General features: G+C 71.8%; 28 protein-coding genes. 14 read left to right on the plus strand and 14 right to left on the minus strand.

The window, feature by feature from the left end; translation table 11 throughout:
• The first annotated feature begins 58 nt into the window (after positions 1–58).
• Positions 59–991 (plus strand): GNAT family N-acetyltransferase, encoded by a 933-nt coding sequence (locus tag E4623_RS17185; RefSeq protein WP_134767802.1) that lies wholly within the window; start codon positions 59–61, stop codon positions 989–991.
• A 541-nt stretch (positions 992–1,532) separates the two neighbouring features.
• On the opposite strand, the gene E4623_RS17190 is transcribed toward E4623_RS17185, so the two are convergent.
• Positions 1,533–2,672, minus strand: a complete 1,140-nt coding sequence (locus E4623_RS17190; protein WP_134767803.1) for a glycosyltransferase — start codon at positions 2,670–2,672, stop codon at positions 1,533–1,535.
• 104 nt (positions 2,673–2,776) lie between these two features.
• The gene (locus E4623_RS17195; protein WP_134767804.1) at positions 2,777–3,130 is read right to left on the minus strand and encodes a hypothetical protein; all 354 of its coding nucleotides are present in this window, start codon (positions 3,128–3,130) and stop codon (positions 2,777–2,779) included.
• A gap of 185 nt (positions 3,131–3,315) precedes the next feature.
• On the opposite strand from E4623_RS17195, the gene E4623_RS17200 reads away from it, so the two are divergent.
• A complete protein-coding gene (locus tag E4623_RS17200; RefSeq protein WP_134767805.1) occupies positions 3,316–3,759 on the plus strand; it encodes a hypothetical protein in 444 nt (147 codons plus the stop codon).
• A 217-nt stretch (positions 3,760–3,976) separates the two neighbouring features.
• On the opposite strand, the gene E4623_RS17205 is transcribed toward E4623_RS17200, so the two are convergent.
• Genes E4623_RS17205 through E4623_RS17215 form a run of 4 tightly spaced genes read right to left on the minus strand, consistent with a single transcriptional unit; the run spans position 3,977 to position 5,757 of the window.
• Positions 3,977–4,405 (minus strand): low molecular weight phosphatase family protein, encoded by a 429-nt coding sequence (locus tag E4623_RS17205; RefSeq protein ID WP_134767806.1) that lies wholly within the window; start codon positions 4,403–4,405, stop codon positions 3,977–3,979.
• Entirely contained in the window at positions 4,402–4,545 is a 144-nt protein-coding gene (locus E4623_RS22735) for a hypothetical protein (RefSeq protein ID WP_167736714.1), read from the minus strand. The genes E4623_RS17205 and E4623_RS22735 overlap by 4 nt, the downstream gene beginning before the upstream one ends.
• The gene (locus E4623_RS17210; RefSeq protein WP_134767807.1) at positions 4,542–4,982 is read right to left on the minus strand and encodes a heat-shock protein HtpX; all 441 of its coding nucleotides are present in this window, start codon (positions 4,980–4,982) and stop codon (positions 4,542–4,544) included. The genes E4623_RS22735 and E4623_RS17210 overlap by 4 nt, the downstream gene beginning before the upstream one ends.
• 28 nt (positions 4,983–5,010) lie before the next feature.
• The gene (locus tag E4623_RS17215) at positions 5,011–5,757 is read right to left on the minus strand and encodes an MIP/aquaporin family protein (RefSeq protein WP_245155145.1); all 747 of its coding nucleotides are present in this window, start codon (positions 5,755–5,757) and stop codon (positions 5,011–5,013) included.
• 46 nt (positions 5,758–5,803) lie between these two features.
• On the opposite strand from E4623_RS17215, the gene E4623_RS17220 reads away from it, so the two are divergent.
• Together E4623_RS17220 and E4623_RS17225 are read left to right on the plus strand one after the other, a co-directional pair.
• The gene (locus E4623_RS17220) at positions 5,804–6,493 is read left to right on the plus strand and encodes a helix-turn-helix domain-containing protein (protein WP_134767809.1); all 690 of its coding nucleotides are present in this window, start codon (positions 5,804–5,806) and stop codon (positions 6,491–6,493) included.
• 107 nt (positions 6,494–6,600) lie between these two features.
• Entirely contained in the window at positions 6,601–7,341 is a 741-nt protein-coding gene (locus E4623_RS17225; protein ID WP_245155146.1) for an arsenate reductase ArsC, read from the plus strand.
• Here E4623_RS17225 and E4623_RS17230 read toward each other — a convergent pair.
• Positions 7,338–8,708, minus strand: a complete 1,371-nt coding sequence (locus tag E4623_RS17230) for an NAD(P)-binding protein (protein ID WP_134767810.1) — start codon at positions 8,706–8,708, stop codon at positions 7,338–7,340. The two genes, E4623_RS17225 and E4623_RS17230, sit on opposite strands and share 4 nt — an antisense overlap.
• 89 nt (positions 8,709–8,797) lie before the next feature.
• Between E4623_RS17230 and E4623_RS17235 the strand changes: the two genes are divergently transcribed.
• Together E4623_RS17235 and E4623_RS17240 are read left to right on the plus strand one after the other, a co-directional pair.
• A complete protein-coding gene (locus E4623_RS17235; protein ID WP_245155147.1) occupies positions 8,798–9,709 on the plus strand; it encodes a GNAT family N-acetyltransferase in 912 nt (303 codons plus the stop codon).
• 180 nt (positions 9,710–9,889) lie between these two features.
• Positions 9,890–10,834: an aminoglycoside phosphotransferase family protein gene (locus E4623_RS17240; protein ID WP_245155148.1), complete on the plus strand. Its 945-nt coding sequence runs from the start codon at positions 9,890–9,892 to the stop codon at positions 10,832–10,834.
• Between the two features lie 155 nt (positions 10,835–10,989).
• Here E4623_RS17240 and E4623_RS17245 read toward each other — a convergent pair whose 3' ends face one another.
• Positions 10,990–12,027: a zinc-binding dehydrogenase gene (locus E4623_RS17245; protein ID WP_134767811.1), complete on the minus strand. Its 1,038-nt coding sequence runs from the start codon at positions 12,025–12,027 to the stop codon at positions 10,990–10,992.
• Between the two features lie 291 nt (positions 12,028–12,318).
• On the opposite strand from E4623_RS17245, the gene E4623_RS17250 reads away from it, so the two are divergent.
• The 5 genes from E4623_RS17250 (at position 12,319) to E4623_RS17270 (ending at position 15,324) form a co-directional block, all read left to right on the plus strand.
• Positions 12,319–12,693 carry a hypothetical protein gene (locus E4623_RS17250; protein WP_134767812.1) on the plus strand — a complete coding sequence of 125 codons (375 nt, stop codon included), beginning with the start codon at positions 12,319–12,321 and terminating at the stop codon, positions 12,691–12,693.
• 98 nt (positions 12,694–12,791) lie between these two features.
• Complete coding sequence (locus E4623_RS17255; protein WP_134767813.1) at positions 12,792–13,196, plus strand: hypothetical protein; 405 nt, start codon at positions 12,792–12,794, stop codon at positions 13,194–13,196.
• An 81-nt stretch (positions 13,197–13,277) separates the two neighbouring features.
• Positions 13,278–14,207, plus strand: a complete 930-nt coding sequence (locus tag E4623_RS17260) for an ABC transporter ATP-binding protein (RefSeq protein ID WP_134767814.1) — start codon at positions 13,278–13,280, stop codon at positions 14,205–14,207.
• Entirely contained in the window at positions 14,204–15,082 is an 879-nt protein-coding gene (locus tag E4623_RS17265) for an ABC transporter permease (protein WP_134767815.1), read from the plus strand. The genes E4623_RS17260 and E4623_RS17265 overlap by 4 nt, the downstream gene beginning before the upstream one ends.
• Positions 15,082–15,324, plus strand: a complete 243-nt coding sequence (locus E4623_RS17270; protein WP_134767816.1) for a helix-turn-helix transcriptional regulator — start codon at positions 15,082–15,084, stop codon at positions 15,322–15,324. Before E4623_RS17265 ends, E4623_RS17270 begins: the two co-directional genes overlap by 1 nt.
• 165 nt (positions 15,325–15,489) lie before the next feature.
• Here E4623_RS17270 and E4623_RS22740 read toward each other — a convergent pair whose 3' ends face one another.
• The gene (locus tag E4623_RS22740) at positions 15,490–16,140 is read right to left on the minus strand and encodes a hypothetical protein (RefSeq protein WP_167736716.1); all 651 of its coding nucleotides are present in this window, start codon (positions 16,138–16,140) and stop codon (positions 15,490–15,492) included.
• Between the two features lie 241 nt (positions 16,141–16,381).
• On the opposite strand from E4623_RS22740, the gene E4623_RS17280 reads away from it, so the two are divergent.
• On the plus strand, positions 16,382–16,975 hold the full coding sequence (locus E4623_RS17280; protein WP_134767818.1) for a GNAT family N-acetyltransferase: 594 nt from the start codon (positions 16,382–16,384) through the stop codon (positions 16,973–16,975).
• Between the two features lie 71 nt (positions 16,976–17,046).
• On the opposite strand, the gene E4623_RS17285 is transcribed toward E4623_RS17280, so the two are convergent.
• Together E4623_RS17285 and E4623_RS17290 are read right to left on the minus strand one after the other, a co-directional pair.
• Positions 17,047–18,216 carry a PAS domain-containing protein gene (locus E4623_RS17285; protein WP_134767819.1) on the minus strand — a complete coding sequence of 390 codons (1,170 nt, stop codon included), beginning with the start codon at positions 18,214–18,216 and terminating at the stop codon, positions 17,047–17,049.
• Between the two features lie 258 nt (positions 18,217–18,474).
• Positions 18,475–19,464: an LLM class flavin-dependent oxidoreductase gene (locus E4623_RS17290; RefSeq protein WP_134767820.1), complete on the minus strand. Its 990-nt coding sequence runs from the start codon at positions 19,462–19,464 to the stop codon at positions 18,475–18,477.
• A 184-nt stretch (positions 19,465–19,648) separates the two neighbouring features.
• On the opposite strand from E4623_RS17290, the gene E4623_RS17295 reads away from it, so the two are divergent.
• The gene (locus E4623_RS17295; protein ID WP_134767821.1) at positions 19,649–20,677 is read left to right on the plus strand and encodes an Atu2307/SP_0267 family LLM class monooxygenase; all 1,029 of its coding nucleotides are present in this window, start codon (positions 19,649–19,651) and stop codon (positions 20,675–20,677) included.
• 91 nt (positions 20,678–20,768) lie between these two features.
• Here E4623_RS17295 and E4623_RS17300 read toward each other — a convergent pair whose 3' ends face one another.
• The 3 genes from E4623_RS17300 to E4623_RS17310 form a co-directional block, all read right to left on the minus strand.
• The gene (locus E4623_RS17300) at positions 20,769–21,641 is read right to left on the minus strand and encodes a hypothetical protein (RefSeq protein ID WP_134767822.1); all 873 of its coding nucleotides are present in this window, start codon (positions 21,639–21,641) and stop codon (positions 20,769–20,771) included.
• Positions 21,634–22,134, minus strand: a complete 501-nt coding sequence (locus E4623_RS17305; RefSeq protein ID WP_134767823.1) for a sigma-70 family RNA polymerase sigma factor — start codon at positions 22,132–22,134, stop codon at positions 21,634–21,636. Before E4623_RS17305 ends, E4623_RS17300 begins: the two co-directional genes overlap by 8 nt.
• A gap of 171 nt (positions 22,135–22,305) precedes the next feature.
• Positions 22,306–22,602 (minus strand): hypothetical protein, encoded by a 297-nt coding sequence (locus tag E4623_RS17310; RefSeq protein WP_134767824.1) that lies wholly within the window; start codon positions 22,600–22,602, stop codon positions 22,306–22,308.
• A 205-nt stretch (positions 22,603–22,807) separates the two neighbouring features.
• On the opposite strand from E4623_RS17310, the gene E4623_RS17315 reads away from it, so the two are divergent.
• Positions 22,808–23,617 carry a DUF3592 domain-containing protein gene (locus E4623_RS17315; RefSeq protein WP_134767825.1) on the plus strand — a complete coding sequence of 270 codons (810 nt, stop codon included), beginning with the start codon at positions 22,808–22,810 and terminating at the stop codon, positions 23,615–23,617.
• The last annotated feature ends 136 nt before the right edge of the window (positions 23,618–23,753 follow it).

Below are 23,753 nucleotides of genomic sequence, written 5' to 3' on the forward strand. Positions count from 1 at the left end.
GTGCCGATGAGCGAGAAGTGAATTGCTCGCGCTCGGGGTGGCCTGGGAAGGTCGGGCGATGCGCATCGTCCAGCCTTCGGCCGCCCAGCTGATCTCCGCTGCAGCACTGAGGGTTCCTGCCGAGACCTCCCTCTCGGCCAGCGAGATGATGACGGAGATCGAGGCGGGCCGGATCCGGCCCGAGTGGTCCGTCCTGGCCATGGACGAGTCCGGCGCGGTCATCGGGCGAGCGATGTGGTGGGGCCGGGACACGGCCGTTCCGATCGCGTTGGACGTGTGGGACGTCCACGCGCACGTGCACGACCGCGGCACCCTGGCCAGGGCTCTTCTCGACGCTGGACACGAGATCCTGTCGAGTCGCGGGGTGGCCGTCCCGCTGCCGCACACGATGCGACTCCCGAACGACTGGCGCGACCATCCGCCCGTCGTCGCCGAGGTGGACCTGAAAACTCGCGCCGCTACTTCAGCAGGCCTGACGCGGGTCAACGAGCGACTCCAGTTCCAGTGGGACGCGGATCGACCGTTGCCGGCCGAACGCGGCTCGCTCGTGTTCACGCCGGCCGACGACGAGACCTTCGTACGACTGTTCGCCGCTGCCGCGGACGGTTCGCTGGACGTCATGACCCGCCGCGAGCTCGAGTCCGCCGGCCCCGACGAGCTGGCCCGTGCCGAGCTCGACTACTACCGAGCCTGCCCCGGGGAGCGCTCCTGGTGGCACACGGCCGCCACGACGGACGGCACCGTCGTCGGCGTCGCCATCCCATCAGCGACCCCGACGAACCGCAACGTCGGATACCTGGCTGTACTCCCCGAGCATCGAGGTCGGGGGTACGTCGACGAGATCCTGACGTTCATCACCCGCTTCCACGCCGAGCAGGGCGCCTCTCGCATCACTGCGACCACCGATGTCGTCAACGCGCCCATGGCTGCGGCCTTCCGCCGAGCCGGCTACCGCTGCACGGAAGCGCGCATCGACCTCGAGTCACCTTGAAACCAGCATCACGCGCGCACCTGCCGCGTCGAGTGCGCGCTCGTACCGAGCGGCGGGCGGCCGCTGACCGCCGGCAGATCGGACTAGCGTCGCCTCGCGACTACGCCCTTGCGCTGCAGCCCACACCAGGTGCGCCCGACCATTGCCGGTGGTCGCCGGCCTGTTCGCTACGGACCCCGCGTCCTGCACGTGCGTACGCCGCTCGGCGAGGCGTTGCTCTCCGGCCGCGGATGATGATGAGTCCTGGCTCAAACGCCCTGAACCGCCGCTCGGTGCAGGTTCAACTGTTCGGCTCAGACACTCTGGACAATCGGAGTCTCATCGAGGAAGTCCTGACCGATCCGCTGTAGGCATCCGAACAAGCGCCGCAAACGACCGGGCCGGTGAGGACATTGCTGGATTCGAGGCGGCCGCCATCACCAGTGAGTAGCCGCCCGGCCATGCCCCGCTGCGGGCTTCACCTGGTTGACGCAGCTTTGCCCGACCGCGTTGCCCACGGTGGTGTGCACGCCCCCGTGGCCGTAGCAATGGTCGGGGTTCTCTAGCTCGCGGCCGCCACGAGTGCCGCGAGGGCAGCCGCGGTGCCAGGTAGCGCCCGGACCTCGTCGGCGACGGTGGCGCATCGCTGCTGAAGGAGCCTGTCATCGTTCACGGCACGGGCGCGCGCCCGGGCCTCCTCGGCGGTCACGGTGGTGGCATCGAGGGTGTGTGCGATTCCGAGGGCGGCTGCGCGCATTGCGTTGTGCGGCTGGTCCGCACCCAATGGCAGCAGGATGGACGGGAGTCCGTGAGCGAGCGTGGCCATGAGGCTGCCCGAGCCGCCGTGTGAGACAACCAGGTCAACATCGCGGAGCACCTCGTCCTGCGGGAGGAACCGCTCCACGCGCACGTTGTCGGGCTGGGGTCCAAGGTCGGCGGGATCTATCCCTCGACCGACGGTGGCGATGACGTTGGCGTCGAGGCCGGCCAGACCGGCCAGGAGCCGCTCCAGGAGGTCGCCTGAGGCGTTGTTGAAGATCGTGCCCAGGGTGACGTAGATGCTCGAGCGCCTGGCTGGACGTCGGTCCGTCCTCAGAGCGGCACGCGAGCGGTAGTACATGGGCGCGAGCCGCAGCGGCGCGTCGGGGCTCCGGAACGACGGCGCCGCGTCAGAGAGCACCAGTCCCGTGGCGAGCCGGGTCAGCCCGGGGTCGGGCGCTAGCCCGTGTTCTTCCCGTACTGCGTCTAGGTGCGGGACGACGAGCTCTGGCCGCAGCAGCAGTCCCGATGCCAGCACGAGGTGGGTAGCGATTGGTACGTCCACCAGCTCGGCGGCGATGGTGGTCCCCAGGTCGGTCTCGTCACGCAGCACGAGGTCGGGTCGGAATGTGCGAAGGACGTCCGGCATCGCGGCTGCCATGCGTCGCGCACCCCGGTCGGCGAAGTTCTCTGCGAACTCGGTCTCGGCCGCCCGAGCGCCCACCACCTCGAGCGATCCGCGGACCTTCGTCACGGGGTTCTGGTCGTGGTGCGGCCTCGCACTCGTTGCGAACGCGGTCAAGCCGAGTTCCTCGACCTGCGTCATCAGACCACCCGAACCGGCGATGGCGACCACATGCCCGGCGTCGCGGGCCGCGCACGCCAACGGCAGGAGGGGAGCCAAGTGGCCGAGACCACCCACGAAAGACACGAGAAGACGCATGATCCACTCAGACTACAAAGCCCGGCAGTCGCCCTCGGCGGTACTAGTAAGTGACCGACCATGCCGCGTCAAGTGCACGCTCATGCCGAGCTGTGGGCAGGCCGTCAGAGAGGGAGGCCTCGGCGAGTCGCGGCGTCCCTGGCGTCTCGAGGGGCCGGACGTAGGAGGCGGCGCAGGTAGAGCCCAAGAGGCACCCCTAGTAGCGCCATGGCCAGAACCGCGAACCGGGTGGGGTCGGGACTGTCGACGTGCTCGGTGCCGTTCACGTTCCAACGGCAAGTCGTGCCTGGCGGAAGCCAGCTCCTGTCAGCGGAGCCCCACTGCGACGACGCTTGACCCAGGTCGCACATCAGCATCGCGTCGTTGCCGAGCGCGAGCCACAGCACGACGAGGGCGGTGGAGAGTCCTGCCAGGGTGAACGAGGCGGCGACCAGCCACCGGCCGGGGTAGCCAGACATGCCGGAACCGTACGTGACTGCCCCGGACGACCGCTCTTGCCGCGCGCCGGGCTCCACCCGACCATGCCGCGCGCCGGGCTCCACCCGACCATGCCGCCCAGCGGGCTCCGCCCGACCATGCCGCGCGGTGCACGCTCATGCCGAGAGTCGGGCGTCCTGCTCGTTGGGCTGCTTCACTGTCGTCCATGGAACCGGGCGTGTCCGTGCCGCGTTTATCCGGCATCAAGTACGTCGGTCGAGTTGCCGTGACTGTCACTGGTCTGGTCGTCGCGGGGTGCGGTACAGACAAGCCTGACTCGACGGAGTCTGCCGCGCTGGCCGAGCACGTCGGCACCTATCAGGCCTTCGGCGAGGGTGGCAACGGCGCGCTCCTGGAAGGGACCGTGCGGGTCGTTGACGGCTGCCTCACCGTGGTGAGGGGCGACGGGGAGGCGTATCTGCCGTTCTTCCCGGACGACGAGGTGCGGTGGAACGGTGGGCGCCTCGATTACCTGGGCGAGACTTTCGGTGACGGTGACGCCATCGCTCTGGGAGGCGGCGTATCCGGCATCGTAGAGGGGGCGACGGTTCCAGAGAACTGTGATGTGAAGCCGCGTCTGACTCCATGGACGGTTGCACAGGAAGACTGAAGCGTCCGATCACGCCGCGCTGCGGGCACCGCCCGACCATGCCGCGCACAGTGCGCGCACGTGCCGATCTCAGGGCGCTCCTGAGACGCGTCTTTCCGCCGCGTGTGGGACAGGTCGCGCGCCCGATCTTGATGAGAGTCGAGCAGCAGGCGGTACGTGCGTCAGCCCGCGATCAGCGGCGGCACGATGAGGCCGGGCCGGCTCGTGCCGGTGCTGGTCAGTCGCGTGCGCGCGGTGGGACGCCGAGCTGGCGCGCGAGGTCGCCTACTCGGGCGCTGATGTCGTCGCGGATCAGGCGCATCCGCTCGAGACCCTCGATGCCGCGCTCGGAGGGTTCGTCGGTGTCCCAGCTCTCGACGCGGTTGTCGATCGGATCGACTCGGGCCTCCCGGCCCAAGGTCACCACGAGGTCGGCTGCCCGCACCAGGTCCGGTGTTGCCTCCTTCGGGACCTGCCGGGTGATGTCGATCCCGACCTCGGCGAGGACCTCAGCGGAGAGACCGTTGACCGACTCCCCGGGCCTGGTGCCAGCCGAGTCCACGGTCATCGCGTCGCCGACGAGCTCACGCATCAGGCCGGCGGCCATCTGGGACTTGCCGCCGTTCTTGACGCAGACGAAGAGGACCGAGGGCTTCGAACCGGTCACAGCCGGGCCACCCGGTCGGCGCGCTCCCGGGCCTCGGCGCCGGTGTGGGCGACGTGGTCGCGGGGCTGGGTGTCGGTCGCGGGGTGTGCCTCCGGGGCGGTGGTGTCCATGACGTCGCCCGGGGTCAGTTCGGCGGTCACGCGGCGGTGAGCACGGACGGCGGCAGCGCACGGCCGGGGGTGAGCTCGGCGACCAGGCCGCGGACGCGCTCGTCGAGGTCGGCGACGATGCGGCGCACGGTCGCGTCGTCCTGGCCCTTGGGGTCCTCCACGGGCCAGTCGACGTAGCGGACCCCGGGCACGTAGGGGCACTCCTCGCCGCAGCCGAGGGTGATGGCCATGTCGCTGGCCGCGATCATGTCGCGGGTCAGGGCCTTGGGGGTCTCGCGTGAGGTGTCGAGCCCGAGCTCCTCGAGCACGCGGGCGACCTCGGGGTGGATGTGGTCGCCGGGCTCGGTGCCGGCCGACAGCGCGGTGATGGCGTCGCCGGCGTAGTGCTCCGTGAGCAGGCGGGAGATGACCGACCGGCCGCCGTTCTTGCGGCAGGCGAAGACGACCTGGGGCGTGGTGTCGTTCATGGGGCTCCTTGGGTGGGTGCGCGAGCAGTCAGGACGAGGAGGCGGACTGGGGGTGGTGGGGCACGACGGCGTCCTCGGCGTCTCCGTCGTCCGTGGTGGTGTCGGGGTAGAGCACCAGGGTGATACCGACGCCGACGACGAGGCCGACGAGCTGCATCGCGACGAACGCGGGTGCCGAGGACGGGGCGATGCCGGCGAAGGAGTCGGAGAAGATCCGCCCGACGGTGACGGCGGGGTTCGCGAACGAGGTGCTGGAGGTGAACCAGTACGCCGCTCCGATGTAGGCGCCGACCGCCGGGGCGGCGAGGGCGCCACGGTGGCTGCGGACCAGGGCGAAGATGAGCGCCACCAGTCCGGCGGTCGCGACCACCTCGGCCAGCAGGTGCCCGCCCGTGACGCGTTCCTTGGCCGAGAGGTCGAGCCCGAGGTCGAACATGGCGTTGGCCAGCAGCGCGCCGCTGATGCCACCGACGACCTGGGCGACGCTGTAGGCGCCGACCTCGGGCAGCGTGATCCCGCCGGGGCCGTGGCGGGCCAGGAACCACTCGGCGAGCGACACCACGGGGTTGAGGTGCGCGCCCGAGACCGGGCCGAGCATCAGGATCAGCGCCGTCAGCCCGAAGACCGTGGCCATGCTGTTCTCCAGCAGCTGCAGGCCGACGTCACTGGGACTGAGCTGCTCCGCAGCAGCGCCGGAGCCGACGACCACGGTCACCAGCAGGGCGGTGCCGAGGAACTCCGCGAAGAGCCGGCGGGAGAGGTGGGGGGCGATCACGTCCTCATCCTTGACCACTGAGAATAAGTCAGTCAAACTTGCGTCAATGAACACTGAGCGAACGTCGACGCAGTCCGACGTCCAACGTCGGGTGGACGTCCACGCCGCCCTGGCCGACGCCACCCGGCTGCAGGTGGTCGACCTGCTCATGGTCAGCGACGCCTCGTCCTCGGAGCTGGGTGCCGCCCTCGGCGTCCCGAGCAACCTGCTCGCCCACCACCTCAAGACCCTGGAGTCGGTCGGGCTGCTGGCTCGCCGCCGCTCCGAGGGAGACGGGCGGCGTACCTACTGGCGCCTTCGCCCCGAAGGGCTCCAGGACCTCGGGACGGCTCCCATCGCCGCGCCCCGACGACTCGTCTTCGTCTGCACGGCCAACTCGGCACGGTCCCACCTAGCCGCGGCGCTGTGGGCGCAGGCGAGCCCCATTCCCGTCGCCTCGGCCGGCACCCACCCGGCTGAGCGCATCGACCCCGGCGCCATCGCCGCGGCCGAACGGCACGACGTCGCGCTGCTGCCCGGCGCGACGCCCCAGGTGCTGTCCAGCATCGAGCAGGACGGCGACCTCGTCGTCACCGTCTGCGACCGCGCCCACGAGGAGCTCGACCTGCCCGCCGCGTTGCACTGGTCGATCCCCGACCCCGTCGCCGTGGGCTCACCGGCCGTCTTCGACGACGCTGTCGCACTCCTCACCGAGCGGGTCGGGGCCCTCGTTCCTCGACTCGATGCCGCGTCCTGACACACCCGCCAGACTCCGGCACCCGGCACCACCTGCCCGCACCCACCACCGCTCGCGCTCGGATCGTCGGCCGCGCGCTGCGCCCTGCTCCCAGGAAAGGCTCGACGATGAGCACCCACGACACGAGGACCCGCACCTCCGAAGCCAGTACCCCCACCGGCACCGCGTCCGACACGACGGCACCGGCCATGGATGCGCTGCTGCCGATCCTGAACCTGGAGCAGCAGTACGCGCTGCGGGTCGCAGCCGTCCGCCTCACCGAGGAGTTCACCGGCACCTTCAACGCCGAGACGATCGAGCGGTTCCTGACCACCTCCTACGACGAGTTCGTCGGCAAGGCCACACTGGTCAACTTCCTGCCGCTGCTGGCCGAGCGATTCGCCCGCCAACGGCTCCGGGCCCTCGCCCGGCTCGAGGGACACCACGACGACGGCAGACCCGTCGTGCTGTTCTTGTGCGTCCACAACGCCGGGCGCTCCCAGATGGCGCTGGGGTTCTTCGACCACTACGCCGGTCCCGACGCCGTCGGCTGGTCCGGCGGCTCAAAGCCCGCCGAGCAGGTCAGCGACGTCGCGGTAGCCGCGATGGCGGAGAAGGGCATCGACATCCGCAACGCCTTCCCCAAGCCGTGGACCGACGAGGTCGTGCGCGCCGCAGACGCGGTCATCACCATGGGCTGCGGTGACGCCTGCCCGATCTTCCCCGGCAAGCGCTACGAGGAGTGGCCGTTGCCCGACCCCGCCAGCTGGACCCTGGAGGAGGTACGACCCGTCCGTGACGCCATCGAGCAGCGCGTCCTGACCCTGCTCAGCGAGCTCGAGGTCGAGCCGAGGGTCCCGACGAGCTAGCAGGACCGGCCGGCGCCGCCGATGGGGACGAGCTGCGGCTCGGCCGCAGCGGGACCGCAGCAGCCGCCGCTGACGGCGACCGCGTCCGGGGTGTCGAACGCACCGGCACCGTTGCAGACCCCGGTCTCGGGCAGGACCAGCTCGACGCGGCCGGCCGCCTCGAGGTCGCCGGCAAGCGCAGCCACGACGGAGCGGACCTGCTCGAACCCGGTCATCGCCAGGAACGACGGCGCGCGCCCGTAGGACTTCATGCCGACCAGGTACAACCCCTGCTCGGGCTGGGCGAGCTCGTTGAACCCGTGGGGGGCCACGTCGCCGCAGCTGTGGTGGTCGGGGTGGATCTGCTCGGCCAGGACCCGCGCAGCGCCGAGGGCCGGGTCGAGGTCGAGGCGGACCTCGGAGAGGAACGTGAGGTCGGGTCGGAAACCGGTGACCACGATGACCTCGTCGACGTCGGTGACGTGCTGACCGTCGACCGCGTCGATGGTGAGGCGACCGTCGTCCTGGGTGCTGACGGACTCGGTGCGGAACTGGGTGACGTTGGTGACCAGGCCGCTGGTGGCCGCGGCCTTGGCGTCCTGGCCGAGCTTGCCGCGCTGCTCGAGCTGGTCGTTGTCGCCGCCGCCGAAGGCGTCTCCCACGCTGGGGCGGCGCAACAGCCACGACACCCGGGTGCCGGCGCCGGGGGCGACGTCGGAGGCGGCGACCTGGGCGAGGCCGACCAGGACTCCTTGGGCCGAGGCACCCTTGCCGGCGACCGCGACGTGCTTGCCGGCGTAGCGGGCCGCGACGCCGGGGTCGTTGAAGTCGGGGATGCCGTAGGTGATGCGGGCGGCGTTCTCGCCCTCACCCAGCGCCGGGTAGCCGTCCGCGCCCAAGGGGTTGGGTCGTGTCCACGTGCCCGAGGCATCCACGACCGCGCTGCCGAGCAGCCGCTCGCGCCCGGCCGGGCCCTCCACGTGCACCGCGAACGGGTCGTCCTCGCGGCCGGAGTCGACCATCAGGTCGCGCCCCGCGCGGCCGATCCCGACCACCTGGGCGCCGTAGCGGACCTCCCCACCGTCAGTGGCGGACAACAGGTCCGCGAGCGGCTGGAGGTACGCCGAGCGCCACTGCCCGCCGGTCGGGAAGGCGGTCTCGTCCGGCGCCGTCCAGGTCCCGGCGGCCTCGAGCAGGCGCCGGGCGACCGGGTCGACGAGCTCGGACCACGCCGAGAACAGCCGGACGTGCGCCCACTGGCCCACGGCCGCACCGGCATCCGCGCCGGACTCGAGGACGACGAAGTCCATCCCGCGCTCAGCAGCGTTGGCTGCCGCGGCCAGCCCGATGGGGCCGGCGCCGACGATGATCACGGGGTGCTGCTTCATGGATCGCTCCTGAGGTCGCGGTTCATCGACGTACATCGATGGAAAGACAGTATCGATCTGGACCGATGAAGGCAAGCTACCCTGGGACCATGACGATCGGCCCGGCTGTGACGCAAGGATCCTGCGCCTCCGACGCCGGGCACGAGACCCTCGGGGAGGGCGGTCGGCACGGCCGAGAGCGGACGATGCTGTCCCGCTCCGAGGCCGAGCGCTACGCGCAGTGGTTCGCCGTCCTCGCCGACCCCACCCGCGTCCGCCTCCTGCACACCATCTCGACCTCCCCGAGCGGCGCGGCGCGCATCGGCTTCCTGGCGGCCGAGCTCGGCATCAGCCAGTCGACGTGCTCGCACCACGTGGAGGTGCTCAGGAAGGACGGGTTCGTGGTGGTCGACAAGGTCGGTACCGCGAGCGTGGTGTCGATCAACGCGGCCTGCTGCACCGGCCTGCCCCACGCCGCAGACGTGGTCATGGGCACCCTGACCTCACCACCGTGCTGCCCCGAGGACCTCCCCGCCGACGTCGCCACGCGACCCGTGCACGCCGACGACATGACGGCCGTGCTGGCCATCTACGACGAGGGGCTCGCGACCCGCAACGCGACCTTCGAGACCCGTCTTCCCACCGAGACGCAGCTGCAGGAGCGGTGGCTCCCGTCGCTCGCCTGGGTGGCCGAGCTCGACGGCGAGGTCGTCGGCTGGTCAGCCATCACCCCGGTCTCGGCACGCGAGTGCTACTCCGGCGTCGGAGAGACCTCCGTCTACGTGACCGCCGCGGCCCGCGGACGCGGCGTCGGCAAGTCCTTGCTCTTCACCCAGGTCACCGAGGCCGACAAGGCCGGCCTGTGGACGCTGCAGACCTCGATCTTCCCGGAGAACCGCGCCAGCCTCGCGCTCCACCACTCCGCCGGCTACCGCACCCTGGCCGTCCGCCAGGGCATCGCCCAGCTCGACGGCGTCTGGCGCGACACCGTGCTGCTCGAGCGTCGCAGCGACCTGACCTGACCTGCTCGACGCCCTCCGGATCGACCGGACGACGCCCGGTCGCGCCCTCGGCGCCCTCTGGGCTCGCCGACCATGCCGCAGGGAGGGCGCGGACGCTGCCGGCGTGGGGGGCGTCCAGCCCCGGCCTCCGATGCACCTGCAGGGTGCGGCTCACCGCGACGCACCGCGACGTAGCCTCCAGTGCGACTGCACCTGAGCGAGGAGACCGAGTTGACCGACACGCCGGACCTCGGTCCCCCACCGAAGCGCATCCGCGTCGAGGTGGATCTAGTGCGCAGCCTGATCGCGAGCCAGCTCCCCCAGTGGGCGGGCCTGAGGGTCGAACCGGTAGCGAAGGGCGGATGGGACAACTGGACCTTCCACCTCGGCACGGACATGGTCGTGCGCCTGCCCAGCGCCTCCGAGTACGCCCAGGCGGTCGAGAAGGAGCACCAGTGGCTGCCCGTGCTCGCCCCCAGCCTGCCGCTGCCGATCCCCGAGCCCCTCGCCAAGGGCGTCCCCAGCCTCGACTACCCGCATCCGTGGTCGGTCTACCGGTGGCTCGACGGCCGCACCGCCACGGTCGATCGCATCGCGGACCCAGTTGGATTCGCCACCGAGCTGGCCGCGTTCTTGGCCGCCTTGCAATCCGTCGACCCCACCGGGGGGCCGCGACCCGGGATCCACAACTGGTACCGGGGCGGCACCCTCCACACGTACGACGCCAACACGCAGCACGCCCTCGAGGAGCTCGAGGGCCAGGTGGACGTCGTGAGCGTCCGCAGGGCCTGGACGCAAGCGCTCAAAGCCGAGTGGGACGGTGTCGATCAGTGGTTCCATGGCGACGTCGCCGAGGGCAACCTCCTGCTGGACGACGCCGGGCGGCTCGCAGCCGTGATCGACTTCGGCACCTGCGGAGTCGGCGACCCAGCATGCGACCTGGCCGTCGCCTGGACCCTGCTGTCCGCGGAAGGACGACACGCCTTCCGGGACCGCCTGGAGGTGGCCGAGCCAACCTGGACCCGAGGACGCGGCTGGGCCCTGTGGAAGACCCTGGCCACGTGTTGGCACACCTACGACGACGTCGACGAAGTCGCCCAGTTCGAACGGGCCAAGCACGTGCTCGAGACCATCCTGCACGCCTGAGTCACCGACGCGACCCCCGCGAACCTGCCGCACACCGGGCTCCGCTCGCCCATGTCGCAGACAGCGCGGACGAGAGCTGTGTCGAACCGCCGCGTCCGCGGCGGCCCGAACGTTCCGGACTCAGGCGTCGGCCGGCTGGGTCGCCGCGTTGTGGCTCAGAGGGAGGGATCGATGATGGTCATGCCCGCGACACCTGCTTGATCGAACCGCGGCAGCAGGGCTGCGGCCTCCTCGAGACCGATGGTGCGCTCGACGAGCCGGTGCGGTTGCAGCGTCCCGGCCTCGATGAGCGCCATCATGCTCGGGTAGTCGGCCGCCGCCATCCCGTGACTGCCCAGGACGTCGAGCTCCCACCCGATCACCCGCTCCATGGGCACCCTGGGGTGCCCGCCGATCGGCGGGAGCAGTCCGACCTGCACGAGGCAGCCGCGTCGTCGCAGGCTCAAGACGGCGTCGGCGCAGGTCTGCTCGCTCCCGACGGCATCGATCGCGACGTCGCTCCCGCCCGCGACGAGGTCCCGGACCGCCGCGGGGATGTCGGTTCCGTCGGCCAGGACGGTGTGCTCCGCGCCGAGCTCGGCAGCCAGGGCGAGTGCTTGCCGGTGGCGGTCGACCACGACGACGTGGGCGCCGTGCGCGCGGGCGATCATCACGGCGCTGAGACCGACTCCGCCGGCACCGATGACCGTGACCCACTGGCCCTCGGTGATCCGCGCGCGTCCGACGAGCGCCCGATAGGCCGTGGCGAACCGGCACCCGAGGCCGGCCGCGGTCGCGAACGTGACCTGCTCCGGGATGGCGACCAGGTTGGTGTCCGCAGCGTGCAGCGCGACGTACTCGGCGAAGGAACCCCAGTGGGTGAACCCCGGCTGTTCCTGGTCGGGGCAGACCTGAGCGTTCCCACCTCTGCACCAGTCGCAACGACCACAACCGCAGACGAACGGGACGGTGACCCTGTCACCGACCGACCACCGGACGACGCCCGCGGCGACCTCGACGATCTCGCCGGCGAGCTCGTGGCCCGGCACGTGCGGAAAGGAGATCTCGTCGTGGCCCGCCCAGGCGTGCCAGTCGCTGCGGCACATCCCCGTCGCGACGACGCGGACCACGACCCCACCAGCCGGGGCCGACGGTCGCGGGACGTCCCGGACCGACGGCCGAGAACCGACCGCGTCGATGACGACTGCGCGCATCCGCACATCCTCGCACCGGGCGCCAGGTCGTCACCCTCCTGCACGCCGCTACAGAGAAGGAGGACCTCGAACGGCTGTCGGCCTCACCGCGTCCACCGCGGTCGCGTGACGTGCCACGAACGCATCGCCGTCGTCCCGCCGTCTCAGGGACAGGCCGATCCGCACGCACGTGCCTGAAGTCGGACGGGCTGTCCCCCGCTGGTGTTGACTGGCTGCGTGCAGCTCGACAGACCCACGGGGCGTCTCCCTGGGGTGAGGTCCTCCAAGGCGTGCGCTGTCGCTCTCGTCGCCGTGGCGTTGACCAGCTGCAGCTCTGACGACGCTGACGCGCCGTGCACGCTGATGGGCGCCGCCTGGGCGGCTGACGTGTCGGTTGCGGCGCAGCCCGGACGGGCGGGCGAGCGACTGGAGGTGGACCTGTGCTCGGCGGACCGGTGCGACCGGCTCGCGTCGGTCAGCCCCGTCGAGGCGAGCAACTACCTGTACCTCCCGCACATCGACCCCGAGACGGTCGAGGGACCGCTGACGGTGGTGGCGACCCTTCGCGGACAGGATGGGGCGACCTTGTCCACGTCCTCTGCCTCCACCGACTTCGAGACCCTGTCTCCCAACGGGGCAGGTTGTGGTTCCGTGTCGGTCCTCGCATCGGTCGCCCTTGCGCTGTAGCCCTGCGACCTGCGCCCGGCCTTGCCGCGAGTAGCGCGAGCGCGCCCGCGAGCGGGCGTACGAGGTGTCGCTCCCTCCTTGGTGGGAAGGCAGTTCCCGTGAGCAACCTCCCCGCATCGATGTCCCGGCTCCTCATCGCGGTGGTGGCGGGCCTGGGACTGCTCGTCGTCGGCTGGGGCGTGGTCGGCCTGCACACCTCCCCCGACCTCAGCCTCGACCCTCGGGCCGAGCCGGAGGACCGCGTCGAGGTCGTGTGCCGCTCGGTCTCGGACCCGGCGGCCGAGGGTGGCGTCGACGAGATCCGGGTGGGAGGCAAGCAGCTCGACGACGACGCCGAGGGCACGATCCCTGCTGGCGAGTCGGTGGCGTCGGTGGTGGCCAAGTGCCACCAGGCCCGGACCGGACGGCTGGCCATCGCGGTGCAGTCGTCCCTGCTCGGCTCCGCCGTCCTCGCTGCCGCCGTCGCGCTGCTGCGGCGGCGGCTCGAGTACCTGGCCCCCTAGACCCGTGGCGCGACGGTGCGACCGGCGCGATCCGGGGAAGAACGTCGGCACCCATGTAGCATTCCTGCTACATTTCGTTCCATGGCTGACCGACACGAGACGGACCCGGTGATCTCGGTTCGGAGCCTGCGGATGAGCTACGGCGACAGCGTGGTGCTCGACGGCGTCTCGTTCGACGCCCACCACGGCGAGGTCCTCGCCCTGCTCGGTCCCAACGGCGCGGGCAAGAGCACGACGATCGAGATCCTCGAGGGTTTCCGTCACCGCTCCGACGGCGAGGTCCACGTCCTCGGCCTCGACCCGGCCAAGGCGGACGAGACGTGGCGCGCCCGTCTCGGCATCGTCCAGCAGTCGTGGCGCGACCACGGCCGATGGGGAGTGCGCCAGCTGCTCACGCACCTGGGTGCCTACTACGAGCCCTTCTCCACGACCCACCGACCGCGCCCCATGGACGTGGACGAGCTGCTCGAGACCGTCGGCCTCACCGAGCACGCCCGCCAGAAGGCCGGGTCCTTGTCCGGCGGACAGCGGCGACGTCTCGACGTCGCGATCGGCATCGTGGGTCGACCCGACCTGCTCTTCCTCGACGAACCCACCACGGGCTTCGACCCGCAGGCGCGGCGCGACTTCCACGACGTGGTGCACCGTCTCGCCGATCTCGAGGGCACCACGATCCTGCTCACGACGCACGACCTCGACGAGGCCGAGAAGCTCGCCGACCGCATCCTGATCCTCGCCGGCGGACGGATCGTCGCCGACGGGAGCGCCGCTGAGCTGTCGCGCGAGGTGGAGGGGCAGACGGAGGTGCGGTGGAGCCGGGGCGGAGAGCACTTCGTCCACGCAGCCACCGACGCCACCCGCTTCGTGCGCGAGCTCTTCGAGCAGCACGGCAGCGACATCGGCGACCTCGAGGTCCGGCGCAGCACCCTGGAGGACAGCTACATGACCCTGGTGAAGCGGTTCGAGTCCGACCCCGCAGCCGAACGGCAGCCCCTGGAGGTCGTGCGATGAGCACCTCGAGCCTGCGCCCCTCGGGCGCCGTCCTGCACGCGACCCGCCTCGGCGTACGCCGCGGTGGCATCGAGATGATGCACAGCCTCACGAACCGGGCCGACCAGATCTGGATCGTCGTGATGAACGGCATCTTCGTCGGGGTCCTGGTGCTCCAGCGCAGCTCCGACCTCGGAAGCACCGGCTACTCGCTCGCGGTCGCGACGCTTCCCGGGCTGATCGGCATGAACGTCGTCATGGGCGGGTGGATGGGCACCGCCCAGATGCTCGCCGTCGAGCGCGAGGACGGCACCCTCCTGCGAGCCAAGTCGACCCCGCACGGGATGCTCGCCTACCTCGTCGCACGCGTGACCCTGGCCGTGCTCAACACCGCGCTCGGCCTGGTGATCTTCCTCGTCGCCGGCCTGTTCCTGCTGCCCGGGCTCACCGACGTGCCGCTCACCGGTTGGCTGATGCTGCTGGCGGTGTTCCTGCTCGGCATGCTCGCCACCATGCCCTGGGGAGCCGTCGTCGGGGCGTCGGTGAAGTCGGCCGGCGCGGGGTTCGGGCTGACCTTCCTGCCGATGATCGTGCTGATCGCGATCTCGGGCATCTTCTACCCGATCACCGGCATGCCGGACTGGCTCCACCCGGTCGCCCAGGTGTTCCCCGTCTACTGGCTCGGCGCCGGCATGCGCGACGCCCTGCTCCCCGAGGCCGCCGCGGCAGCCGAGCTGGGCGGGCAGTTCCACACCCTGACGACGTTCGGCGTGCTCGGCGCCTACGCCGCACTCGGGCTGCTGGTCGCGCCCAGGGTGCTGCGAGCGATGGCACGCAAGGAGTCTGGCTCGGCCGTCGAGAGCCGCAAGGCCAAGGCGATGCAGGGGTGGAGCTGATGGCGCCCCGCAGCGAGTTCGTGCACCAGCGCATCGCGATGCTGCGCGCCGAACGAGGTGTCTCGCGGCGCGAGCTCGCCGACGGCGTCGGAGTGCACTACCAGACGATCGGCTACCTCGAACGAGGTGAGTTCAGCCCCAGCCTCCACCTCGCGCTCAGCATCGCGGCGTTCTTCGACGTGCCGGCCGAGGTCATCTTCTCCCTCGAGCCGTTCCCGCGCCTGGGAGAGCAGACCGCCTGACGAGGACCCCCGCCGAGGGCACGTGCCGACCTGCGGCGGTCGCCGCTCCAGGTGAAGAGGCGAGCACGGTCGTCGTTCCTGCCCACGGGCACCTCGACCGCGGCGCGTACGTCACGTGCGGCAGCGGTCGTGGCCCCTTCCGTGCAGGCAGGTCAGCCAGGGATCTCACTCGGCGTCGTCGAGGACCACAGAGGCCAGGACCGAGTCGATGGTGGTCTGAACATCGCGTGGCGGCCTGGTCAGGTACTGGAACGAGATCTTGAAGTTCCGGTTGCCGATCACGCCGCCGACATCGACCTGTAGCGCGATCCCCTTCTTGGAGCCGGTGATGACCCAGGCGGGGGTGCCGTCCAGGATCACGTCCTCGAGCCGTTCCGGCTTCAGCCCGTCGGTCGTCATCGCCTCCGTAGAACCCGCGAGGGTGGACTCGAAGGACTCACCGGGGACCATGGTCAGGCACAGGGCCGACATGACACCGGGGCCGCCGCTGGCGTTGTACGCGCCCCGGGACAACGGGTTGTAGCTGGCGAGCTCCCAGCCTTGCGGCACACGGAACGTCAAGCCGGTCAGCTTCATCCTGGGGCCGGTTGCGGCAGGCACCTCTGGCGCGGTCTCGGACGGGCCGGGAGAAACCGGGGCCGTGGTCGGGCTCGACCCGTCGTCGCTCGGGGCGGCGGATCGCGGGACTGATTCCGACGGCTCGCCGGCCGGGGCCAGGACCCCGGTGGGATCGTCCCCGCAACCAGCGAGGCACAGCCCTGCGACGAGCACGAGGGCGGCGAACGGCGCACGAGCGGCGCCAGGAAAGCGGATCATGGCATCACCATTGCCGCCGTCACGTGGGGGTCAAACGCTCCGTTCGCCCGGCCTCGGACCGTGCCGCGCCCGGCCGGGCCACCTGGTCCGCTCGAGAAGCCGTCGATCGACACCGCACACAGCACCCTGACCCGTCGCTCGCTCATGGTGGGCCTGGCCGGCGCAGCCACCGGTTCTCATCGGCACCGGAATCGTCATCCAGGGAGGTGCCACCGGACGCGTCGGGTCCTAGAGTCGCGACATGCCCGAGTTCACCTGGCTCCCGGCGAACCGCGCGACCCCCGAGGACGTCGCGGCGGTCTTCGCCACGGCTGGCGCGCGCAAGTGCCGGTGCCAGGCCATGAAGGTGCCGGGCTGGATCTGGCGCGACACCACCCAGGAGGAGAGGGACGCCGCCCAGCTCGAGCAGACCGCCTGCGGCACCGCCGGCCCGACGTCCGGACTGATCGGGTACGTCGACGGCGAGGCGGCCGGCTGGGTGGCGGTCGAGCAGCGCGAGAACTACCCCCGGCTGTGGAGCCGCAAGCAGCCGTGGATGCGGATGGATCCCGAGCTGGCCGGCGTCTGGTCGGTGACCTGCTTCGTGGTGCGGACGGGGTGGCGCAAGGCGGGGCTGACCTACGCTCTCGCCGCCGCCACCGTCGAGTACGGCCAGCAGGTCGGCGCCCACGTCCTGGAGGGCTACCCGATCGACCCACCGCCCGGCAAGACCGTGATCTGGGACGAGGCGTCGGTCGGCCTGGTGCAGGTCTTCCTCGACGCCGGCTACGAGGTGGTGGCCTCCCCCACCCTGCGACGGCGGGTCGTGCGCCGACGACCGGACGCGTCCGCCTGACCCTCGCCACACCTCACCAGGGCTGAGGCCGGGTCGCGAACGGCCCTCGCAGGTGCGAGCGTGACGCCGCGCTAGTCCACGCGCCCCAGTGGGACACTGAAGACGAAGGTGCTTCCCTCCCCCACCGTGGAGAAGGTCTGGAGGCGACCGCCCGTCAGGTCGACCAGGTCCCGACAGATCGCCAGCCCGAGTCCTACGCCCTCGTAGCCGCGGGTGGCGGAGGGATCAGCCTGGGTGAACGGTTCGAACAGCGCGTCGACGTGCTCCGGGTCGATGCCGATCCCGGTGTCGGCGACCGTGAACTCGACCCAGATCTCGGGAACCTGGGTCGCGTCGTGAGGGCCGGGCGCAACGGGTCGTGAGCTGACCCGCAGGTCGACCCGGCCGCACTGGGTGAACTTGATGGCGTTCTGCACGAGGTTCTCCACCACCTGTGAGATCCGCAGACCGTCCCCGATCGCCACCACGGGGACCGAGTCGTCGACGTCGAAGGAGAACGCCAGGCTGCGACTCTGCGCTGCGGAGACCGCCCAGTCGGCAATGTCGTCGACGACGGCGCGCACGCTGAAGGGCAGCCGCCGCAGCACGACCTGGCCCGCTTGGAGGCGCGAGAAGTCCAGGACGTCGTTGACCAGACGCATCAACCTCTGGCCGGAGCGGTGCACGACGTGCACGAAGCGCTCCGACTCGGGGGCCAGGCCACTCTCCATCAGGAGCTCGGTCGCCGCGATGATCGACGCCAGGGGTGTGCGTACCTCGTGGCTGACGTTGGCCAGGAACAGGGTCTTGGCGGCGTTGGCCTCCTCGAGCTGTCGAACCACCTGCTTGGCCCGGGTGACGTCCTCGGTGACCCCGTGGACGCCGACGACCTCACCGCCGATCATGACCGGGATCATGGTGCAGCGGATGTCGACCACCTGCCCGTCCGTACGCAGCACACGCGCGTCGGCCAGGTTGGGATCTCCGGCGAGGGCACGGTCGAAACCGCCCTGGATGAGGTGCACGTCCTCGGGGTGGACGACCTGGGCGAAGTGCGTCTGCCGCATCTGCTCGAGGCTCAGTCCGGTCATCGCCAGGGCGTGCTGGTTCGCGTCCGTGTAGTAGCCGCGCCGGTCGACCGAGTACGTCGCGTGCGGGTGGTGGGTGAACAGGGAGGCGTAGCGCTCACCGCCCTCGGAGAGGGCACTGGCACAGAGCGACGCGCTCGCCGGGTCGTCGGACCTGCCTGCTCCGGCGCGCATCACCACCTCCGAGTGGTCGTGATCCTGCCGTGGGGGGTAGGCAGGTCGCGCGACCGTGGTGACCGCACGCTACGTCACGGACGACGTCGGCGTGGTCGAACCCGTACCGCGAGGCGCGATCGTGTCCGGTCAGGCCGACCCACGTGTCGAGCCTGCCCACGCCCAGGACCCGGCACGTCGTCCAGCACGCAGCGCCGGTCGGCGTGACCGAGGTCCGCCGCGGCGAGGAGGGAGGCCAGTCGTTCCGAGCCCGGCGCCCTACGCGGCGACCGAGCTCATGGCCTCGGCGGTGAGGGCGACCGACCTCAGCCGGGCACCGGTGGTCGGCGCCTGGTGGGCCGTGATCAGCTCGTCGGCACCGACGTGGTCGCGGAACTGCTCGAGGTAGCGCGCGACCTCGGGGCCGGCGCCGACCGCCGCGTAGGTGAACATCTGGTCGACGTGCTGGGCGGCGCCGCGGCGCAGCAGCAGGTCGGCCTCGACGTCGCTGAGGTCCTCGCCGCGACCGAAGAGCGTCACCGCGATGGTGCGTCGGGCCGCCTCGAGGTTGGCTCGAGCCTCGTCACTCGTCTCGGCGGCGACCACGTTCACCCCGGCGATGACGTAGGGCGCCGAGAGCTGCGCCGACGGGGTGAACTCGCGCCGGTAGGCGGCCACGGCGGCCTCGAGCGCCTGGGGCGCGAAGTGGCTGGCGAAGGCGTACGGGAGGCCGAGAGCCGCGGCGAGGTGCGCGCCGAACATGGACGAGCCGAGGATGTACAGAGGGACGTTCGTGCCGCGGCCGGGCACGGCAGTCACACCGGGCACCAGGGACTCCTCGCCCAGGAACGCCTGCAGCTCCTGGACGTCCTGCGGGAAGCTCTCGGAGGCGGCCGGGTCGCGGCGCATCGCGTGGGCCGTGGCCTGGTCGGACCCCGGGGCGCGGCCCAGTCCGAGGTCGATCCGGCCGGGATACATCGCGGACAACGTGCCGAACTGCTCGGCGATCGTCAACGGGGAGTGGTTGGGCAGCATCACCCCGCCGGCACCGAGCCGGATCGTGGACGTGTGCGCGCCGACGTGCGATATCAGCACGCTGGTCGCCGACGACGCGATGCTCGCCATGTTGTGGTGCTCGGCGTACCAGACCCGCCGGTAGCCGTGCTCCTCCGCACGCTGCGCCAGGGCGACGCTGGCAGCGATGCTGCTACCGACGGACTCCCCCTTCGCGATGGGAGCGAGGTCGAGCACGGACAGCGGGATGCGCATGGGTGTGGCCTTTCAGGTCGTCTCCCCCCGTTCAACAAGGACGAGGCCGGCACTCTTCCCGCAGCACGACCACGAGCCGGACACCGACCGCGCGTCCGGTGGCGCGACGCGTCGACCCACCGGGAATGGCTGCGGTGCGGCGGGCGTTGCGCCCGCACCCACCCACCAGCCCCGGAGGTTCCCCGTGCACGTCGGCGTCGACAGCTTCGTCTCCCGGGTCACCGACCCGTCCACCGGTCACGTCGTCGGCCCCGCGGAGCGGATGGCCCACCTGCTCGAGGAGATCGAGCTCGCCGACCGGTCCGGGCTCTACTCCTTCGGCATCGGCGAGCACCACCGCGAGGAGTACTACGACTCCGCGCCACCGGTGATCCTCGCCGCGGCCGCCGCCCGGACGACGTCCATCCGGCTCGGTAGCGCGGTGGCGGTGCTGAGCGCCGCCGACCCGGTGCGGGTCTTCCAGCAGTTCGCGACCCTCGACCTGATCTCGGGAGGCCGGACGGACCTGGTGGTCGGCCGCGGCTCGTTCACCGAGTCGTTCCCGCTCTTCGGCCTCGACCTGGCCGACTACGACTCGCTGTTCGCCGAGAAGCTCGACCTGCTCCTCCGGATCCGGGAGTCGCCGCACGTGACCTGGTCGGGACAGCACCGCGCCCCCCTCACCGGTCAGGGTGTCTACCCGCGACCCGTGCAGGACCGGCTGCCGATCTGGGTCGGGGTCGGCGGGACGCCCGAGTCGTTCGTGCGCGCCGGGTTGCTCGGGCTGCCGCTGATGGTCGCGATCATCGGTGGCGAGCCGCGCCGCTTCGCCCCGCTCGTCGACCTCTACCACCGCGCGGGCGCGCAGGCCGGTCACGCGCCCGAGACCCTGCAGGTCGGTCTCCACGTCTTCGGCTACGTCGGCGAGAGCCGCCGCCACGCCGCCGACACGATCTACCCGGGCTGGCACGAGATGTTCACCTCGGCCTCGCGCGAGCGTGGCTTCGCGCCGCCCAACCGCGCGCAGTTCGACGCCACGAGCGGACCGGACGGCGCGTTCTTCCTCGGCGACCCCGACGAGATCGTCACCAAGCTCGGCCGCGTCGCGGACCAGCTCGGCGGCGTCGACCGGGTCTCGCTGCAGATGACCAACCCGCGCCTGGCCCACGACGACCTGCTGCGCGGCATCGAGCTGCTCGGCACCGAGGTCGCGCCGCGGGTCGCCGACCTCTGACGACCCGACCGAGCCTCCTCGGGTGGCCGGCGCGGGTCTCTCCCGCCCGCGGCCGCTGGCGTGTCGCGCGACGCTGGACGACCTCGGTGGGTCAGCCGGGCAGGCCGCGGCCGGCGGCCTGGAGGAGGACGTCGCGCATGGTGGCGTCGAGGCCGTCGGGCTGCAGCGGACCTCCGAGCTCGCGGTAGGAGACGACGACCATGCGGCCCTGGTCGGCGACGACGCCCATCCGGTCGAACCAGACGGCGTCGCAGTCGTCGGTGCAGGCCTCGGGGGCGGAGTAGACCCAGGTGGCGTAGGTGCCGGCCCCGGTCTCGACGAGGTCGCCCTGGCGCGATGCGCCGTCGAGGGCGGGGTCGCCCGGGTCCGTGCAGTCACGGATCCAGCCGGTGACGGCCGCCTCGGCGGTCTCGCCGTCGGCGGTGGTGGGGTACTGCAGGACCGAGACCCGCACCTCGGCGGCGACGTCCTCGCCCTCGGGGAGCCCGTCGGCCGCGGCGATGCGCGCGGTGAAGGACCGGGCGACCACCTGGTCCGCCTCCACCTCGCCGTCGGGCTGGCACCCGACCAACCGGCTGTCGGTGGGCTCGACCTCCTCCCACGGCGTGAGCCGGTCCCGGGTCGGCAGGTCGCCCGCCGCCGGGAGCAGGGTGGCAGGCAGCGGGGAGGACGACGGGTCGTCGTCCGGCGTGGTCGGGTCGGGGCTCGGCGGGTCGGTGGGTGCCGCGCTCGAGGTGGACGGCGGGGGCGCGGGCTGGGGGTCGCCGCCGGCGTCGCCGTGGGTGAGCACGAACACCGGGGTGGCGACGAGGCCGACGGCGAGCGCGCCGCCGGCTGTCGTGAGGGCGGTGCGTCGGCGGCGCAGGCGGTCGCCGCGGCGTCGGACGTCGGTGGGGCTGGCGGGGTTCATGGCGGGGGTCCCGGTGGCGAGGTCGCGGAGGCGGTCCGCGAGGGGGTCAGACATGGCGCACACCTCCCGGGGTGTCGTCGGCGAGAAGGTGGGCGAGGGCGGTGCGCCCGCGGCTGAGGCGGGCCTTGACCGTGCCCTCGGGAGCGCCGACCTCGGCGGCCACGGCGGCCACGGAGAGGTCGGCGAGGTGGTGCAGCACGATGACGCGGCGCTGCGGTTCGGGCAGCTGGGCGAGCGCGGCCACCAGGGCGACGTGGCGCTCGTCGGGGGCCGGCGCGGTGGTGGGGGTGGCGAGCGCCCGGTCGGCCGGACGACGTGCCCGGCTGCGGCGCCGCCAACGGCTGATCGCGACACGGTGGGCGGTGGTCCGCACCCAGGCCTCCGGGTGCTCGGCCCGGTCGAGCTTGCGGCGGTGCGACCAGGCGCGGGCGAAGGCCTCCTGCACGCACTCCTGGGCCTCGTCGAGGTCGCCGATCATCGCGTAGACCTGGCTCGTCACCCGGCGGAACGACGCGGTGAAGAACTCGTCGAACTCAGACTCGTCCACCTCGCCCCACCTCCTCCCCACCGCGCCCGAGCTGCCCTGTCACCGGTTGATACGCCCGGACCGCGGGCCCGGTTGCATCGAGGAGGCACGGGCACGACCGGCCCGGACCGCGACGTCACCCTGACGACGGTCGACACCCGGCCGTGTCGACCCGGCCGGCCGCAGGACCTGTCACGCGGATCCACCCGCGGGACCCAGGACGTCGTCCAGGACGTTGCGCCAGTCGCCGTGGCCGAGGTCCGCCGCGACGAGGAGGTCCCGCCAGTCCTCCCGGGCCAGGCGGAGCATCCCGTCGAACCTCGCGCGCTCACCGCCGGACCGGATCACCAGCGCCGCCTGGATCCGCTCGCGGTCCTGGCCCCCGAGCACGGAGTCGGACAGGTCGCCGAGCTCGCGGAGCACGTGCTCGGCGTCGGCCGCGACGAGCTCACGGGTGATCCAGCGAGCGAGGCGGGGGCTGATGTCCACGGGTCGCATCGTCGCCGATCCACTGGGTCACCTCCCCATCCTCGGAGCGCAGGGAGGTCGCGTGCGGGCTCGGCCCGCGCCTCGGCGAGCTGCGCCGGCAGCAGCGGTGATAGGGATCGACCATGGAACCCGAGCGTCTCGACCGACCCGACGACACCGTCGCGGGGGCGTGGACGGTCCGGACCCGGGCGCGGCCGGTCCCCCGATGAGACGACGCGTCGTGCCCGTCCGCGGTCGGCGAGCCGGCCGACCCGCGCGGATGCCGCTGGTGGCGCTGGTGGTGCTCCTCCTCTGCGCGCTCGCCGGACTGGGGGCGACGGCGTTCGGCGTGAGCGAGGCCCGGGCCCGCACGGCGACGACGACCGGACAGGTCCTCGACTCGGGCGAGACCATCCGCGACCGGCACGGGGCCCGGTTGTGCAAGGACGCTACCGTCGTCTTCCCGCTCGAGGAGCCCCGCTACCGCTACACCGGGCTGGTGCGCGACCGTTGCCCCCAGGACGGCGGACCGGAGACGACGACGCTGTACTACGACCCGGACGCACCGGCCAACGCCGAGACGGCGAAGGAAGGGGTGGCGCTGACCGGCTTCATGCTGCTCGCCGCAGCGGGCGCACTGCTCTGCGGCCTCGCGCTCGCTCGCCGCGCCTGGCGCGCCGTCGGCCGGCGCCGGCACGACCGCCGAGCCCAGGACGACGAGGTCGCGACGCACACGGCTGCGGTGCGGATCGCCGACCTGCACGTCCCGTCCGCGGCCGAGCAGGCGGCGCAGGCGGACTGGCTCGTCGCGTCCGAACGGTCACCGGAGGACGCCGGACGCCCGCCGCACGCCGTCGTCCACGGTACCGACGGATCTCGCGTCCTCCGCGGGTTCGAGCACGCAGCCGGGCCGGGCGGCACCCTGTGCGGCATCGACGAGGACGCGATCGTGCGGGTCCGGCACCGCTTCCACCCCGACGGCCGGCACGCCTGCCCGCGCTGCGTCGAGGCGGGTCCGTCGCGCCCGGAGGACTGAGCGAGCACCGTCCTCCGCGCGCCCGGGACGGTCCGCGAGCAGTTCCTTCATCGAGCGTTTACCTCTGAACAGCGGCAGTGACGCTGGCCGGTGGCGCAGCACTGCGTGAATCCACCAGTGCCGCGACCGCGGCGTC

It is taken from the genome of Nocardioides sp. 1609 (assembly GCF_004522105.1).
GTDB lineage: Bacteria > Actinomycetota > Actinomycetes > Propionibacteriales > Nocardioidaceae > Nocardioides.

Bases quoted from the DNA above. Each gene is read 5' to 3' on its own strand.
- E4623_RS17185 (WP_134767802.1), top strand. From the start codon at position 59: ATGCGCATCGTCCAGCCTTCGGCCGCCCAGCTGATCTCCGCTGCAGCA.
- E4623_RS17190 (WP_134767803.1), bottom strand. From the start codon at position 2,672: ATGCGTCTTCTCGTGTCTTTCGTGGGTGGTCTCGGCCACTTGGCTCCC.
- E4623_RS17195 (WP_134767804.1), bottom strand. From the start codon at position 3,130: ATGTCTGGCTACCCCGGCCGGTGGCTGGTCGCCGCCTCGTTCACCCTG.
- E4623_RS17200 (WP_134767805.1), top strand. From the start codon at position 3,316: ATGGAACCGGGCGTGTCCGTGCCGCGTTTATCCGGCATCAAGTACGTC.
- E4623_RS17210 (WP_134767807.1), bottom strand. From the start codon at position 4,982: ATGAACGACACCACGCCCCAGGTCGTCTTCGCCTGCCGCAAGAACGGC.
- E4623_RS17220 (WP_134767809.1), top strand. From the start codon at position 5,804: ATGAACACTGAGCGAACGTCGACGCAGTCCGACGTCCAACGTCGGGTG.
- E4623_RS17225 (WP_245155146.1), top strand. From the start codon at position 6,601: ATGAGCACCCACGACACGAGGACCCGCACCTCCGAAGCCAGTACCCCC.
- E4623_RS17230 (WP_134767810.1), bottom strand. From the start codon at position 8,708: ATGAAGCAGCACCCCGTGATCATCGTCGGCGCCGGCCCCATCGGGCTG.
- E4623_RS17235 (WP_245155147.1), top strand. From the start codon at position 8,798: ATGACGATCGGCCCGGCTGTGACGCAAGGATCCTGCGCCTCCGACGCC.
- E4623_RS17245 (WP_134767811.1), bottom strand. From the start codon at position 12,027: ATGCGCGCAGTCGTCATCGACGCGGTCGGTTCTCGGCCGTCGGTCCGG.
- E4623_RS17260 (WP_134767814.1), top strand. From the start codon at position 13,278: ATGGCTGACCGACACGAGACGGACCCGGTGATCTCGGTTCGGAGCCTG.
- E4623_RS17265 (WP_134767815.1), top strand. From the start codon at position 14,204: ATGAGCACCTCGAGCCTGCGCCCCTCGGGCGCCGTCCTGCACGCGACC.
- E4623_RS17270 (WP_134767816.1), top strand. From the start codon at position 15,082: ATGGCGCCCCGCAGCGAGTTCGTGCACCAGCGCATCGCGATGCTGCGC.
- E4623_RS22740 (WP_167736716.1), bottom strand. From the start codon at position 16,140: ATGATCCGCTTTCCTGGCGCCGCTCGTGCGCCGTTCGCCGCCCTCGTG.
- E4623_RS17280 (WP_134767818.1), top strand. From the start codon at position 16,382: ATGCCCGAGTTCACCTGGCTCCCGGCGAACCGCGCGACCCCCGAGGAC.
- E4623_RS17285 (WP_134767819.1), bottom strand. From the start codon at position 18,216: ATGCGCGCCGGAGCAGGCAGGTCCGACGACCCGGCGAGCGCGTCGCTC.
- E4623_RS17290 (WP_134767820.1), bottom strand. From the start codon at position 19,464: ATGCGCATCCCGCTGTCCGTGCTCGACCTCGCTCCCATCGCGAAGGGG.
- E4623_RS17300 (WP_134767822.1), bottom strand. From the start codon at position 21,641: ATGTCTGACCCCCTCGCGGACCGCCTCCGCGACCTCGCCACCGGGACC.
- E4623_RS17315 (WP_134767825.1), top strand. From the start codon at position 22,808: ATGAGACGACGCGTCGTGCCCGTCCGCGGTCGGCGAGCCGGCCGACCC.